12 protein-coding genes and 1 tRNA gene are annotated in these 13,296 nt (G+C 65.3%); 3 read left to right on the forward strand and 10 right to left on the reverse strand.

Translation table 11 applies throughout. The features are described from left to right. Positions 1–55 precede the first annotated feature (55 nt). Positions 56–1,072, reverse strand: coding sequence for a DUF4917 family protein (locus AC25M7_RS09720; protein WP_486970978.1), 1,017 nt, complete (start codon positions 1,070–1,072; stop codon positions 56–58). A 140-nt stretch (positions 1,073–1,212) separates the two neighbouring features. Between AC25M7_RS09720 and AC25M7_RS09725 the strand changes: the two genes are divergently transcribed. Further along, on the forward strand, positions 1,213–2,271 hold the full coding sequence (locus tag AC25M7_RS09725; protein ID WP_028690177.1) for a glycerophosphodiester phosphodiesterase family protein: 1,059 nt from the start codon (positions 1,213–1,215) through the stop codon (positions 2,269–2,271). A gap of 91 nt (positions 2,272–2,362) precedes the next feature. Here the strand turns inward: AC25M7_RS09725 and AC25M7_RS09730 are convergent, their stop codons facing one another. From AC25M7_RS09730 to AC25M7_RS09755, 6 genes are all read right to left on the reverse strand, one after another. After that, complete coding sequence (locus AC25M7_RS09730; protein ID WP_028690176.1) at positions 2,363–4,063, reverse strand: SulP family inorganic anion transporter; 1,701 nt, start codon at positions 4,061–4,063, stop codon at positions 2,363–2,365. A 188-nt stretch (positions 4,064–4,251) separates the two neighbouring features. Beyond that, positions 4,252–4,325: transfer RNA gene (locus AC25M7_RS09735), tRNA-Gly, on the reverse strand. A 115-nt stretch (positions 4,326–4,440) separates the two neighbouring features. Continuing rightward, positions 4,441–5,325, reverse strand: coding sequence for an alpha/beta fold hydrolase (locus tag AC25M7_RS09740; RefSeq protein ID WP_088852653.1), 885 nt, complete (start codon positions 5,323–5,325; stop codon positions 4,441–4,443). Positions 5,326–5,704: 379 nt separating this feature from the next. Then, complete coding sequence (locus AC25M7_RS09745) at positions 5,705–6,397, reverse strand: 16S rRNA pseudouridine(516) synthase (RefSeq protein ID WP_062364144.1); 693 nt, start codon at positions 6,395–6,397, stop codon at positions 5,705–5,707. Between the two features lie 34 nt (positions 6,398–6,431). Beyond that, positions 6,432–6,653 (reverse strand): cysteine-rich CWC family protein, encoded by a 222-nt coding sequence (locus AC25M7_RS09750; RefSeq protein ID WP_028690173.1) that lies wholly within the window; start codon positions 6,651–6,653, stop codon positions 6,432–6,434. After that, entirely contained in the window at positions 6,646–8,136 is a 1,491-nt protein-coding gene (locus tag AC25M7_RS09755; protein ID WP_486970979.1) for a sensor domain-containing diguanylate cyclase, read from the reverse strand. Before AC25M7_RS09755 ends, AC25M7_RS09750 begins: the two co-directional genes overlap by 8 nt. 212 nt (positions 8,137–8,348) lie before the next feature. Between AC25M7_RS09755 and AC25M7_RS09760 the strand changes: the two genes are divergently transcribed. Next, positions 8,349–8,786 (forward strand): hypothetical protein, encoded by a 438-nt coding sequence (locus AC25M7_RS09760; protein WP_028690171.1) that lies wholly within the window; start codon positions 8,349–8,351, stop codon positions 8,784–8,786. A gap of 13 nt (positions 8,787–8,799) precedes the next feature. Here the strand turns inward: AC25M7_RS09760 and AC25M7_RS09765 are convergent, their stop codons facing one another. Next, positions 8,800–9,906 carry an enoyl-CoA hydratase/isomerase family protein gene (locus AC25M7_RS09765; protein WP_028690170.1) on the reverse strand — a complete coding sequence of 369 codons (1,107 nt, stop codon included), beginning with the start codon at positions 9,904–9,906 and terminating at the stop codon, positions 8,800–8,802. A gap of 128 nt (positions 9,907–10,034) precedes the next feature. On the opposite strand from AC25M7_RS09765, the gene ung reads away from it, so the two are divergent. Continuing rightward, complete coding sequence (gene ung / locus AC25M7_RS09770) at positions 10,035–10,727, forward strand: uracil-DNA glycosylase (RefSeq protein WP_028690169.1); 693 nt, start codon at positions 10,035–10,037, stop codon at positions 10,725–10,727. 36 nt (positions 10,728–10,763) lie between these two features. On the opposite strand, the gene AC25M7_RS09775 is transcribed toward ung, so the two are convergent. After that, positions 10,764–11,789 carry an AbrB family transcriptional regulator gene (locus AC25M7_RS09775; RefSeq protein ID WP_028690168.1) on the reverse strand — a complete coding sequence of 342 codons (1,026 nt, stop codon included), beginning with the start codon at positions 11,787–11,789 and terminating at the stop codon, positions 10,764–10,766. Then, complete coding sequence (locus AC25M7_RS09780; protein ID WP_486970980.1) at positions 11,782–13,296, reverse strand: tripartite tricarboxylate transporter permease; 1,515 nt, start codon at positions 13,294–13,296, stop codon at positions 11,782–11,784. Before AC25M7_RS09780 ends, AC25M7_RS09775 begins: the two co-directional genes overlap by 8 nt.

Consider the following 13,296-nt stretch of genomic DNA (forward strand, 5'->3'; position numbering starts at 1 on the left):
GGAGGAAAGGGTGCGGATCTTATCGAGAATTATTTACATTTGCAAAGTGGCCGATTCAATGCCGACGAGCGTGGCTGGCGGGTACGGCAATCGCCAGCTCAGCCAACCCCAAGGGATGACTGGTTGAATCGAAGAAATGCAGTGAAACCTGGTCAAGGTCGGCGAAACGGTCGATAAAGTGTTGCTTCTGGTTGATGATCGACGCCTCGCTCAATGGTCGGATGGCGATTGACAAGTGCCATGGCCGTGCCTGACGGATGGCCTCGAGCAGGTGCTGGTCGCTGGCATCCAGGTGTTGGCCGAACAGGCACAGGCCACCCTGTTCGCGGGCCAGCTGGCCCAGGCTCCAGGACAGGTAGTCCGAGTGGCGGATGGCGCGTAGCTTGTCGTCACTGCGGCTCTCGTTGACGAACAGCGGCACTTCGCCAGGGATGTTGACGGCGAAGCCTTCGAGCAGCTCGGCCTGTTCCGCGCCGCGCTGGCGGGTGCTGCCGTCGGGTAGTTTAAGCAGGTGCATGCCGCCATGCAGGTGCAGCACGCGGATGCCTTCTACCTCGCTGCGGCGCACATCGAAGAAACCCTGTTCGTCGAACAGGCTGGCAAAACCTTGCGCATCCTGGGCCACGGCCCAGGGCAGGATCAGGTCGTAGTTGCTGGTGTAGACGGTACGGTACTGGCGCAGCGCCTGGTTGATGGCCGTGCGCGTCGCGGCGGGGAACAGCGGCCAGGGCAGGTGCACGGCGCGCACCGCGTGGATCAGCGCCTCCTTGATCGAGTAGTAGCGGTTCAGCGGTGCGGTGGAGTTGATCGCCAGCGCGGCATTGGCCCGTACCGTGGTGTTCAGGGTGCTGAGCACCGGCTCGAACAGCTCGCTACCCAAAGCCTTGAACAGCGCCTGGTCGCTCACCCCCAGCGCCTTGTGCCGTACCTGCTGGGCTTGCTCGAACAACGAGAAGTAGCCGAACGGCTTCCACAGCGCGCGACTGGCGCCGTTGCCCAGCAGCAGGGCGGTGCAGGGGTGGCGCTGGTTGAGGTCGGCCCAGGAGGGCAGGTGGGCGTCGAGTGCGGGCATGGGTGGTCCGTTGGGTGGGGCGGAAACGCCAGGGACTTTAGCATGTCAGGCAGAGTGTGCGAGGCTTGCGCCTTCAAGGACTGCACCGTTGACCTTGCCGGCGCTTCCAGAGGCTGGCCCCGATCTGCAAAGGACTACCCATGTACAAGACCCTTCTCCTGGCCACCCTGCTGGCGAGCACTGCCGCCCATGCCACTGATGGCAAGGACCTTGCCAATGCCCAGGACATCCCTCACCCGGCCGTGATCGCCCACCGCGGCGCCTCGTTCGACGCGCCCGAGTCCACCACCCCTGCCTACCTGCTGGCCCGTGAACTGGGCGCCGACTACCTGGAAATGGACCTGCAGCGCACCCGCGATGGCGTGCTGGTGGTGGTCCACGACGATGTGCTGGCGCGCACCAGCGACGTCGCCGAACGTTACCCGGAGCGCAAGGCCAGCCCGGTCAGCGCCTTCACCCTGGCCGAGCTCAAGGCGCTGGATGCCGGCAGCTGGTTCAACAAGGCCTACCCCGAGCGTGCCCGGGATGCGTTCAAGGGCCAGCGCATCCTGACCCTGGACGAGGTGATCGACATCGCCGAAGGCAATCCCGAGCGTCACCCCGGCCTGTACATCGAGACCAAGGAACCGGCCCAGTTCCCCGGCATCGAGCAAGATCTGAAGCAGCGCCTCGAAGCCCGTGGCTGGCTCGACAAGCCGGGCCGGGTGGTGTTGCAGACCTTCGACCGCAACAGCCTCAAGCTGCTGCACGAAGCCATGCCGCAGGTACCGAAGATCCTCTTGCTTTGGGTGGCCAAGGGCAGCATCGAACCGGCCTCCGGGCAGGACTTCGCCGAGTCCGGCGAGCAGGACAAGTCGGCCTTCTACGCCCGCCAGCAGCCCAAGGACCGCGCCGAGTTCGAGCGCTGGCTCGACTACGCCAAGGCCGGCGGCGCCATCGGCACCGGCCCTTCGGCGATCCGCACCCACCTGGGCGAGCAGAGCTATTCCGACCTGATTCAGCCCTGGATGAACCAGGCCAGTCATGACAAAGGCCTGCTGGTGCACGTCTACACCCTCGACGAGGCGGTGGACTTCGACAAGGCGATGAAGGCCGGCGTCGATGGCATCTTCACCAACCGTGCCGGTGAGCTGATGCGTTTCTATAAACGACCGATGCCACAGAGCGAAGGCCAGTTACTGCGCAAGCTGGGTTACTGAACGGCAACATGATCGGCAGGGGACACAGGCTGTGCCGTGATACCGAGCCCACGTCCCGTTCAAGGGACGTCGTGGGTGGTAGTCCCCTCCCTCACTCCGCGGTACCCTCCCGGCGAGCCCTGTTGCGCCATACCCGATACGCCCGAATCCCCGCCCGTACCGAGCCGAACAGCAATTTTTCCTCCATCTCCCGGGCCATCCCGGAACGCACCAGCATGCGCAGGAAGGTGCCACGGGCACGGGCGATGGCGAAATGAATACCCTGGGCGGCGAGGGTGTCGCGGACTTCGCGCAAGGCTGCCACGCCACTGACGTCGATGTTGGTCACGGCTTCTGCGTCGAACAGCACCACCTGGGGTTTCTCCACGCCTTGCACGGCCTCGAGCAGGCGCATCTTGAAGTAGTCGGCGTTGAAGAACAGGATCGCGTCGTCGAAGCGGTACACCACCAGGCCTGGCACGGTACGGGCGTCCTTGTGCTGGCGCACGTCCACCTGGCCTTCGATGCCCGGCACCCAGCCAAGCACGGCGTCGGTGGGCTGGTAGATGCTGTAGAGCAGGCGCAGGATGGCCAGGGTCACGGCGAACACGATGCCCGGCAACACGCCCAGGCCGAGCACGCCGACCGTGGTCAGCAGGCACAGCCAGAACTCGAAGCGGCTGAGCTTGCGGATGGTCTTTAGCGACTTCACGTCGATCAGCCCCCAGCCGGCCATCAGCAGCACCGCGCCCAGCGCGGCCTGGGGAATCCAGGCCATGGGCGCGGTGAAGAACAGCAGGATCAAGGCGATCACCAGGGCGGCGATGATGCCCACCAGCTGGCTCTTGCCGCCGACCATGTCGTTGACCGCGGTGCGCGAGTCGGCGCCGCTGATGGCGAAGCCCTGGGAGATGCCGGCGGCCAGGTTGCTCACGCCCAGGGCGAGGAACTCGTGGTTGGCGTTGATCGCGTAGCCGTGGCGGGCGGCGAAGCTGCGGGCGGTGAGCATTGCGCTGCAGAAACTGATGGTGGCGATACCCAGGGCATCGCGCAGCAGGCTCTTGGTTTCCGCCAGGGTGCTCTGCGGCCAGGCCAGCTCCGGGATGCCCGCCGGTACCGGGCCGAGGATCGCCACCCCATAACGGTCAAGACCAAACAACCCGGCCAGGGCGGTGAACACCACCACCGTCACCAGTGCCGCCGGCAGCCGCGGGTAGCGTCGCGGCAGCCAGATCAGCAGGCCCAGCCCGGCCAGGCCGATGGCCAGGGTCAACCAGTGGATCTCGCCCAGGCGCTGGAGGAAGTTGATCAGGCTGAGGATGAACCCATCGCCTTCGATCCTGAAGCCCACCACTTTCGACAACTGCCCGGCAAGCAGGCTCAGGCCGATGCCATTGAGGTAGCCGATGAGGATCGGCCGCGAGAAGAAGCTGGCGATGAAACCGGCCCGCGCCACCCCGGCGGCGATCAGCATCACGCCCACCAGCACGGTGACGATTACCGACAGCTCGGCGATGCGGTGCGCATCACCCATGGCCAGCGGCGCCACGGCCCCGCCGATCATGGCGCAGGTGGCGGCGTCCGGGCCGACCATCAACTGGCGTGAGCTGCCGACCAGGGCATAGACCATCATCGGCAGCACGCAGGCGTACAAGCCGTACTGCGGTGGCAGGCCGACGATCTGCGCATAGGCGATGGCGATGGGGATCTGGATCGCGGCCACCGACAGGCCGGCTTGCAGGTCTGCGTGGAACCACTCGCGGCGGTAGTGCAACAGGTTGGCCAGGCCCGGTAGCCAGCGGGAGAGAAACATGCGCAGTCCTTTGGAAATGTTTCACAAAGCGTAGCGGTTATGCACCGCGAATCACTGGGCATTCAAGCCAATCGGCGCGGCCATGGCCATGGGCCAGATCAACAAAGGAACACTGGAAACGAAAAAAGGAGCCGAGGCTCCTTTTGACAGCGACGACGCTATTGGAACGTCGGGCGGGGAATGCGAGTTGGAGCGGGTAGAGGGAATCGAACCCTCCTCAATAGCTTGGGAAGCTATAGTTTTACCAATAAACTATACCCGCTTCGAAGCACGACTTTTTACCAGAACCCTCCCTGAATGAGAAGCCCAAGGCTGTAAAAAAGCCTGTCGGCGGCCCGTAGCCTGCGGCTGTCGAGGGCTACAGGACGCCGATGCGCTCAGATGGCCAGTGCATGCTGCCCCGTTTCCTGTGTGTAGCGGTGGCGGGGTTCGCGCAGCGCCGGTTTGAGGAAACCGAGCATCGCATTGCGGGTATCCTCGCAGGCAGTCTTGTGCTCCATGTCCAGGAAGTGGCCGGCGCCGCGGATCACGCTGAAGTGGCTACGCCCCACATGCCGGCTGAACTGGCGGGCATCCTCCACGGTGGTGTACTCGTCGCGGTCACCGTTGATGAACAGCACCGGGATGTCGATGTTGCGCGCGGCCTTCAGTGCCCGCTCCAGGTCGTGGTCGAGCACCTGGTTGATGTGGAAGTGCATCTGCGCATACTCGTGGCTGTCCAGGCTGCTGACGTGCCGGTAGTTGAAGCGCTTGAACAGCGACGGCAGGTGCTTGCCGATGGTGTCGTTGACCAGGTTGCCCACCTGGTAGCGGTCGCAGGCGGCCAGGTACTGGCAACCGCGCTCCAGGTAGTCGCGCATCGGTTCGTTGATCACCGGTGAGAACGAGCTGACGATGGCCTTCTTCACCAGCCGCGGCTGGTGCGCCAGCGCCAGCAGGGTGCAGGCGCCGCCCCAGGAGAACGACATCACGTGGTCGGCACGGAAGTGTTCAATCAGCTCGAGCAGGATGTGTGCCTCGGCTTCCTTGGTCAGCAACCGTTCATGGCGGTTGTGGGGTTTGGACTTGCCGGCGTAGGGCTGGTCGTACAGCACCACGTTGAACTGTGGGTGCAGGTTGCGCACTGTCTGTGCAAAGGACGCCGTGGTGGCCAATGAGCCATTGATCAGGATGATCGTCTTTTCGGCGCCTTCCGCGCGATGGAACTCCGTGTAAACCCGGTACTGCCCTTGGATATCAAGTACAGCGATTTCTGGCCTCATGTCATCGACTCCTGGCGCAAAAAGGGTATTCGCGTCACCTGGTGGCGTGTGCGATCGGCAGGCGGGTTGGGCGCCGAATCGATCGGACAGGCCATTAGGGTGCACGTGCTTTATGACAGGTAGGCATTCGCCTGGAACTGAAACCGGTAGGCCCTTGTGTCGATCCTTGACGCTTGTAGACGACGGTATTGTTGTGCGGGCGATTACCGTGCCCCAGGGCATCGAGACCCCGGGTGGCCGGTAAAGGGCGTCTTGGACTGCGGTTGTGACCAATGAGTCACATGCAGACCGACGAGTTAGCAGTCAAGCAGCGAGGCCGGGATCGCGCAAGTGCCGTTGAGGCAATCTTTCGTGGGAAACTGCCGAATGGCGAGTTCGTTCAGACCGAGGCGATTTCCTCGGCGGTCAGCGCCCTGAATTCTCCCGGATGCAATATCGGGTCCAGTGTGATCGACCCCATGCTTTCCCGATGCAGTCCCACGACCTTGTTCTGGAAGTGTCCGAACATCCGCTTCACCTGGTGATAGCGGCCCTCGACGATGACCAGGCGCGCGCTGCGCGGGCCGAGGATGTCCAACTGCGCGGGCAGGGTGGTGAGGTCTTCGAAGGCGAAGTAGAACCCTTCGCGGAACCGATCGATGTAATGTGCACCGATTTCGTCCTCGGTGTGCACCAGATAGGTCTTGGGCTGCTTGGTCCGTGGCTGGGTCAGGCGCCGCGACCACTGACCATCGTTGGTCAGGATCAGCAGCCCGGTGGTGTTGTAGTCCAGACGTCCGGCGATGTGCAGGTCATCGCGCAGCGCTGCCGGCAGCAGGTCGAGCACGGTGCGGTGCTGCGGATCCTGGGTGGCGCTGACGCACCCGGCGGGCTTGTGCAGCATCAGGTAGCGCGCTGGACGCCCGGGCTGGTGCAGTTGCTCGTCGACCTCGACGCGGTTGAATTCGCGCACCTCCAGCAGCGGGTCGCCGGTCGGCAGGCCATCCACGCGCACGCGCCGCTGAGCCAGCAGCAGGCGCACTTGCTGGCGGTTGTAGCAGGGCAGGTTGCCGAGGAATCGGTCAAGGCGCATGGGGCGGGTCGCTTGCGGGAAATCGGCGCGCAGTCTAGCGGATCGTGCGTGCTGGTGCTGCCTTGAGCTGCGCGTCCACCTGCGCGCAGCGCGGGCACAGGCAGGCCTTGTCGCGCAGCTCGGCCGGCAGGGCCTCGATCAGCGTCGGATCGATGGCCACGTCGAAGCACCAGCAGCCTTGCGCGGCGTTGCGCGGGTCGGCCAGGCCGCACTGGTTGAGGGCGCCACAGGCGGGGCAGCGTTGAAGTTCAGGCATGGTCGGGTCCGGGCATTTCGCTGCAGACGCGGTTGCGTCCGCCTTGTTTGGCACGATAGAGCGCATGGTCGGCCCGGGTCAGCAGGCTGTGCAGGCTGTCGTCGCGCCGCAGGGCGGACAGGCCGATGCTCACGGTCAGGCGCAGAGGCTGGTCGGCGTGGCTGAAGGTCAGTTGCTCGGTGCGCCGGCGGATCTTTTCCGCCACCTCGATGGCCTGGCGGCCTTCGGCTTCGCGCAGCAGCACGATGAACTCCTCGCCGCCCCAGCGGCACAGTATATCGGACTGGCGCAGGCTGCCCTGCAGCACATTGGCGAACTGGCGCAGCACTTCGTCGCCGGCCAGGTGGCCATGGGTGTCGTTGAGGGTCTTGAAGTGGTCGAGGTCGATCAGCAGGGCGACCAGCGGCGCGCTGTCACGCTGTGCTTCGATGAGCGCCTGGCCGGCCAGCAGGTCAAAGCTGCGGCGATTGGGCAGGCCGGTGAGGCTGTCGAGGGTGGCCAGTGCCTCGGCGTTGTCCTGGTGCCGCTTGATCATGGCATTGAGCAGTGACAGGACTACCAGGGTAATCATGGCGCAAATAGCCAAGTTCAGGTACAGCGACTGGCGGATGCGGTCCAGGGCGCCGCTTTCGCGCTTGTCCACCAGCAGGTACCAGTCCAGTTCCGGCAGCAGGCGCACATTGAGAAAGTGGCTGTGGCCGTCGTTGTCGGTGTACTCGTGACTGCCGCTGGCCGGTGTCGGCATGCGTGCCAGCAGGTCCTGCCACTGGCTGCTGTCGGCCAGTTGCTGGCCGGCGCGCAGGCCATGGGGGCCACCGTCGGAGCCGGTCAGCAAAACCTTTCCACCGGCGTCGGTGAACAGCACCGAGCGCTGGTAGCGTCGCTGGTATTCGTCGATCAGTCGGACCACCGACTCCACGCTCAAGCCCACGCCGGCGGCACCGATGAAGCGCTGCTGATAATCGAGCACGCGGTGGTTGATGAATACGGTGGGTTTGTCCTGGTTGGCCATGTCCACATCGACATTGATCTCATAGGGCTTGCCCGACTGGCGCAGGCGGAAGTACCAGGCGTCGCGCCAGGCGTTGGCCCGCACCTGCTTGAGTACGCCCTTGGCCTGGTAGTAGGTGAGGCTGCGGTCGGAGACGAAGAAGCTGGTGCAGGTGGCCTGACTGCCCATCACGGCGCCCAGGTAGCGGGTGATGCGCCCGGTGTCCTGCTCGCCGGCCAGCACCCAGTCGCGCAGGAAGGTGTCCTGGGCCATCATCGAGGCGATCAGCACCGGGCGGATCAGGTCTTTCTGGATCTCGGAGTAGACGGTGTCGGAGGTCAGCGGCAGCTCGGTGTTGACGATGCCGTCGCGGATCGCCCCGCGCGAGGCGTAGTAGCCGAGCAGCGAGGTGGCCAGGAAGCCGCCGGCCAGCAGCAGCAGCAGGGCGACGATCAGCGAGCGTTGCGAGAACAGGGCGGAAGGCGAAGGCATGATCTTCCCGTGAAGTGTGCCGGTGGCCACATTCTAGTGAGATGATCGAAAAATGACTGCATGTTTTTCAGGGTTATAGGACCTGTTTCAATTTGTTGCGCAAATGGCACTGAACCCTGTTGCCACGGTCTTATCCTGTGTCGACCAACAGCTTGTCGTCGACGCCCGCCAGCGTCGCTGTGCCGGGCATCCCTGCGGTCCAGGAGGCCGCCATGTACCCACGAATCCTGCTCGTCGTCCTGCTCGGACTGCTGACCTCCGCCTGCGCCCCTTACTACGAGAGCGGTGGTTACTACCGCAGCGACTACTACACCAGCGATCGCTACGTTTACCCAGGCTATTACCGCCAGGACCGCTATTACGTGGTACCGCAGACCCGCTACTACTACCAGCCTGCGCCGCGTTACTACGGGCCGGCGCCGGTGCCACAGTACCGCCCTTATCCGGCGCCCGGCATGCAACCGCGCTGGCACGGGAATCCGCGTTATGACTACGGCAACCGCCAGCGCTACGACTACGGTCGGGATCGCGACCGCCACGACTACCGCAATGACGACCGTCGGGGCGATCGCTGGCACTCCAACGGGCAGGGCAACCGTGACCGTAGACCCGATGGGGGCCGCGGTGGCGAGCGGGGCTGGTCGCGGTGACAGGGCACTGACGTCATCCCAGTTCCGCCAACGGATGCCGCCCCTCCCAGACCTTGCTGAAATGCGCCTCCACCACCGCCGCCGGCACCTGCGCCACATCCGGCCAGTGCCAGTGCGGGGTGTTGTCCTTGTCCAACAGACGGGCGCGCACCCCCTCGCTGAACTCCGGGTGACGGCAGCAGTTCAGGCTCAGGGTGTATTCCATCTGGAACACCTGCGCCAGCGAAAGGTGCCGCGCCCGACGGATCTGCTCCCACACCAGGTGCGCCGTCAGCGGGCAGCCCTCGTGCAGGCGTTGGCCGGCCGCCGCCAGCACGGGATCGGCGTGCGTGGCCAGGCCGGCCAGGGCCCGCCAGGCCGCTACCGGGTCGGCCACGTCGAGCACTTCGTCGATCACGCCGCGGCGCGCCAGCCACTGGCCTTGCGGCAGTTCGGCGCAGGCGCGGTGCTGCTCGGCCTTGAGCAGGCTGTTGAGCTGCAGGGTGGTTTGCTCCTGCCAGTTCAATTGCAGCAGTTCCTCGATCAGCGCCTCCTGCTGGTGCTCGCCCAGGAAGCGATCGGCCAGGTTCAGGTCCAGTGCGTCACGGGCATTGAGCGGGGCGCCGGTGAGCCCCAGGAACAGGCCGAGCTTGCCCGGCAGTCGGGCGAGGAACCAGCTGGCGCCGACGTCCGGGTACAGGCCGATGCTGATTTCCGGCATGGCCAGGCGGCTGCTGGGGGTGACGATACGCACCGCGGCGCCTTGCAGCAGGCCCATGCCGCCGCCCAGCACATGGCCGTGGCCCCAGCACAACAAGGGTTTGGGGTAGGTATGCAGGCGGTGGTCGAGGCGGTACTCGCTGGCGAAAAACGCAGCGGCCAGCGGCGGCACGCTGCCGGGGTGTTCGCGGCAGGCCTCGACCAGGGCGCGGACATCGCCGCCGGCACAGAAGGCCTTCGGCCCGTTGCCGCGCAGCAGCACGCAGACGATCCCGGGGTCGCTGGCCCAGGCGCGCAGCCGTTCGTCGAGCACCTCGATCATGGGCAGCGTCAGGGCGTTGAGCGCCTTGGGCGCATCCAGGGTGGCGATGCCGATACGGGCGCCGTCGGCGCCGGTCAGTACCTCGCATTGAATGGACATGGACTACCTCGCGCAGGTCATCCCCTCAGTATGGCCTGCCGCGGCGAAGCTGCCGGTCGTCGGTCGGATCGATTGACAAGCCGGCCCGGCTTTCCTAGTGTCGCGGCACTTTGCTTTTGGATGCCCCCATGACCGACGACGATCGCATCAAACTCGAACCCAGCTGGAAGGCCGCGTTGCGCGCCGAGTTCGACCAGCCCTACATGCAGCAGCTGCGCGAGTTCCTGCGTGCGGAGCACGCCGCCGGCAAGGAGATCTACCCGCCTGGGCCGCTGATCTTCAACGCCCTGAATTCCACACCGCTGGAGCAGGTCAAGGTGGTCATCCTCGGCCAGGACCCATACCACGGTCCCGGCCAGGCCCATGGCCTGTGCTTCTCGGTGCAGCCGGGTATCCCCACGCCGCCATCGCTGGTCAATATCTACAAAGAGCTGCAGCGCGATCTCAACCTGCCGATCCCCGCGCATGGCTATCTGCAGAGCTGGGCCGAGCAGGGCGTGTTGCTGCTCAACACCACCATGACCGTGGAGCGTGCCAATGCCGCGTCCCACGCGAAGAGAGGTTGGGAGTTCTTCACCGACCGGATCATCCAGGTGGTCAGCGAGCAGTGCCCGAACGTGGTGTTCCTGCTGTGGGGCTCCCATGCGCAGAGCAAGCAGAAGCTGATCGATGCCAGCAAGCACCTGGTGCTCAAGTCGGTGCATCCCTCGCCGCTGTCGGCTTACCGTGGGTTCTTTGGTTGCGGGCATTTCAGCCGTACCAACAGCTTCCTGGAGCAACGCGGGATGGCGCCGATCGATTGGGCGTTGCCGCCGTTGTGACATGAAATCATAGGGCCGTTTCGCGGCCCTTTGATTTCATGTCCTGGCCCAGCGCCTGAACAACGGCTCGGCCAGGAACAGCACGAACAACAGCCTCATCACCTGCAGCGCCGTCACCAGCGGCACGGACAGTTGCAGGGTCTCCGCCGTCAGGCTCATCTCGGCGATGCCCCCGGGCATCATCCCCAGCGTCAGCGAGCGCAGGTCCAGGTGCGTCAGCAGGCTCAACGCCCAGGCCGCGCCTGCGGCGATCAGCATGCACAGTGCCGTGGCCAGCAATGTCCGGCCAAGGAACGACGGCGCCCGGCGGAAGAATGCGCGGTTGAAGTGACAGGCCAGGCCGCTGCCGATCAGCCACTGGCCGATCTGGCTGGCGCCGTTGGGCAGGCCGATCTGCAGGTTGCCCGCCAGGCTCACGCTGGCTGCCACCAGCAACGGTCCGAACAACCAGGGGTTGGGCTGGCGCAGACGCTGCCAGAGCAGCGCCATCAGCACCCCCAGCGGCGCGATCAATACCAGCCAGCCCCAGCTCACGCTGCCGGCATGGTTCAGCGGCGCGCCATCGCCAAGCAGCAACTTGAACAGCGCCGGCACGCACAGCACCACCGCCAGCACCCGCAGGCTCTGCGCCGCGGCCACCTGGCTGAGCACCGCGCCGTTGCGCGCGCCGAGGTTGACCATCTCGCCCGAACCGCCCGGCATGCTGGCGAAGAACGCCGTGGCGCGGTCCTCACCGGTGCGCCGCAACAGCCACACGCTGATCACGCTGGAGAGGGTGGTGAACAGCGCGCCGAAGAAGATCAGCGCGAAGTGGCTGGCCACCTGTTCGATCACCGCCGGGGTGAAGTGCAGGCCGATGCCGATGCCGATGATCCATTGCCCGCATTTGCGACCATTGGGGATTTCACTGAGTTGCCAGGGGGTCAGGCAGCGCACCAGGATGATCGCCAGCAACGAGCCGATCATCCACGGCAAGGGCCAGCCGACCTTGCTGGCGAGAAATCCGCCGGCAAGGCCGACCAGTCCGGTGGCCCAGAACAGTGGCACCGAGCGATCAGGCATCGGCCATGGCCCGGCGTTGCAGGGCACGTTTGCGCCAGCTGCGCAGCAGCGGCAGGCTCAGCATGCACACCACCAGCACCCACACACCCATGCTGATCGGGCTCGACCAGAGGATGCCCAGTTCACCGTTGGAGATCGACAGCGCGCGGCGCAGGTTCTGTTCCATCAGCCCGCCGAGGATGAAGCCCAGCAGGATCGGCGAAAGCGGGAAGTCCAGCTTGCGCAGGATGTAGCCCATGATGCCGATACCGACCATCAGGAACAGGTCGAAGGTGGTGGCATGCACCGCGTACACGCCGATCGCGGTGATGATCGCGATCACCGGCACCAGCGCCCAGTTCGGCACGGCGAGGATGCGGGTGAACACACGGATCATCGGCACGTTGAGGATGATCAGCATGAGGTTGGCGATGAACAGCGAGGCGATCAGCCCCCAGACGATGTCCGGCTGTTGCTCGAACAGCAGCGGGCCGGGGGTGATGTTGTACAGGGTCAGCGCGCCGATCATCACTGCGGTGGTACCCGAGCCGGGCACGCCGAGGGTCAGCATCGGCACCAGGGCGCCGCAGCAGGAGGCGCCGATGGCGGTTTCAGGCGCGGCCAGGCCACGGGCGTCGCCCTTGCCGAACTTGCCTTTGTCGCCGGCGATGCGTTTTTCGGTCATGTAGGCCACGGCACTGGCCAGGGTCGCGCCGGCACCCGGCAACACGCCCATGAAGAAGCCCAGCAGGCCGCAACGGATGTTGACGAAGATTACCGAGGCCGCTTCCTTGAGGTTGAACAGCATGCGCCCGGTGGCCTTGACCGCCACATGACCGTGGTGGGTCTTTTCCAGCAGCAGGAGGATCTCGCTGATGGAGAACAGGCCCAGCACCAGCACCACGAACTGGATGCCATCGGCCAGGTGCACGCTGTCGCCGGTGAAACGGTACACGCCGCTGTTGGCGTCGATGCCCACCGCCGAGAGGAACAGGCCGATCAGCGCGGCGATAAAGGTTTTCAGCGGCTTGTCGCCGGCCATGCCGCCGAGGGCGACGATGGCGAACACCATCAGCACGAAGTACTCCGCCGGCCCGAAGGCGATCGCCCATTTCGCCAGCAGCGGGGCGAACAGCACCATGCCGCAGGTGGCGATGAAGGCGCCGATGAACGAACTCCAGGCCGACAGCGACAGGGCCACGCCGGCCAGGCCCTGGCGGGCCATTGGGTAGCCGTCGAGGGTGGTCATCACGGTGGAGGCTTCGCCGGGGATGTTCAGCAGGATCGAGCTGATCCGCCCACCGTATTCGCAGCCCAGGTACACCGCGGCCAGCAGGATCAGCGCCGACTCTGGCGGCAGGCCGAGGGCGAAGGCGATGGGGATCAGCAGGGCCACGCCGTTGATCGGGCCCAGGCCCGGCAGCAGCCCAACCACGGTGCCGATCAGGGTGCCGGTCAGGGCGGTGACCAGGTTGTACGGGCTCAGGGCGACGCCGAAGCCCTGGCCCAGGTAGCTCAAGGTATCCAT

The sequence above is a fragment of the Pseudomonas sp. P106(2024) genome (assembly GCF_057480815.1).

Excerpts from the sequence above, each read along its gene's own strand:
- AC25M7_RS09765 (WP_028690170.1), bottom strand. The coding sequence starts at position 9,906 with ATGTCCATTCAATGCGAGGTACTGACCGGCGCCGACGGCGCCCGTATC.
- AC25M7_RS09730 (WP_028690176.1), bottom strand. The coding sequence starts at position 4,063 with ATGTTTCTCTCCCGCTGGCTACCGGGCCTGGCCAACCTGTTGCACTAC.
- AC25M7_RS09725 (WP_028690177.1), top strand. The coding sequence starts at position 1,213 with ATGTACAAGACCCTTCTCCTGGCCACCCTGCTGGCGAGCACTGCCGCC.
- AC25M7_RS09745 (WP_062364144.1), bottom strand. The coding sequence starts at position 6,397 with ATGCGCCTTGACCGATTCCTCGGCAACCTGCCCTGCTACAACCGCCAG.
- AC25M7_RS09780 (WP_486970980.1), bottom strand. The coding sequence starts at position 13,296 with ATGGATACCTTGAGCTACCTGGGCCAGGGCTTCGGCGTCGCCCTGAGC.
- AC25M7_RS09740 (WP_088852653.1), bottom strand. The coding sequence starts at position 5,325 with ATGAGGCCAGAAATCGCTGTACTTGATATCCAAGGGCAGTACCGGGTT.
- AC25M7_RS09760 (WP_028690171.1), top strand. The coding sequence starts at position 8,349 with ATGTACCCACGAATCCTGCTCGTCGTCCTGCTCGGACTGCTGACCTCC.
- AC25M7_RS09775 (WP_028690168.1), bottom strand. The coding sequence starts at position 11,789 with ATGCCTGATCGCTCGGTGCCACTGTTCTGGGCCACCGGACTGGTCGGC.
- ung (WP_028690169.1), top strand. The coding sequence starts at position 10,035 with ATGACCGACGACGATCGCATCAAACTCGAACCCAGCTGGAAGGCCGCG.
- AC25M7_RS09720 (WP_486970978.1), bottom strand. The coding sequence starts at position 1,072 with ATGCCCGCACTCGACGCCCACCTGCCCTCCTGGGCCGACCTCAACCAG.
- AC25M7_RS09750 (WP_028690173.1), bottom strand. The coding sequence starts at position 6,653 with ATGCCTGAACTTCAACGCTGCCCCGCCTGTGGCGCCCTCAACCAGTGC.
- AC25M7_RS09755 (WP_486970979.1), bottom strand. The coding sequence starts at position 8,136 with ATGCCTTCGCCTTCCGCCCTGTTCTCGCAACGCTCGCTGATCGTCGCC.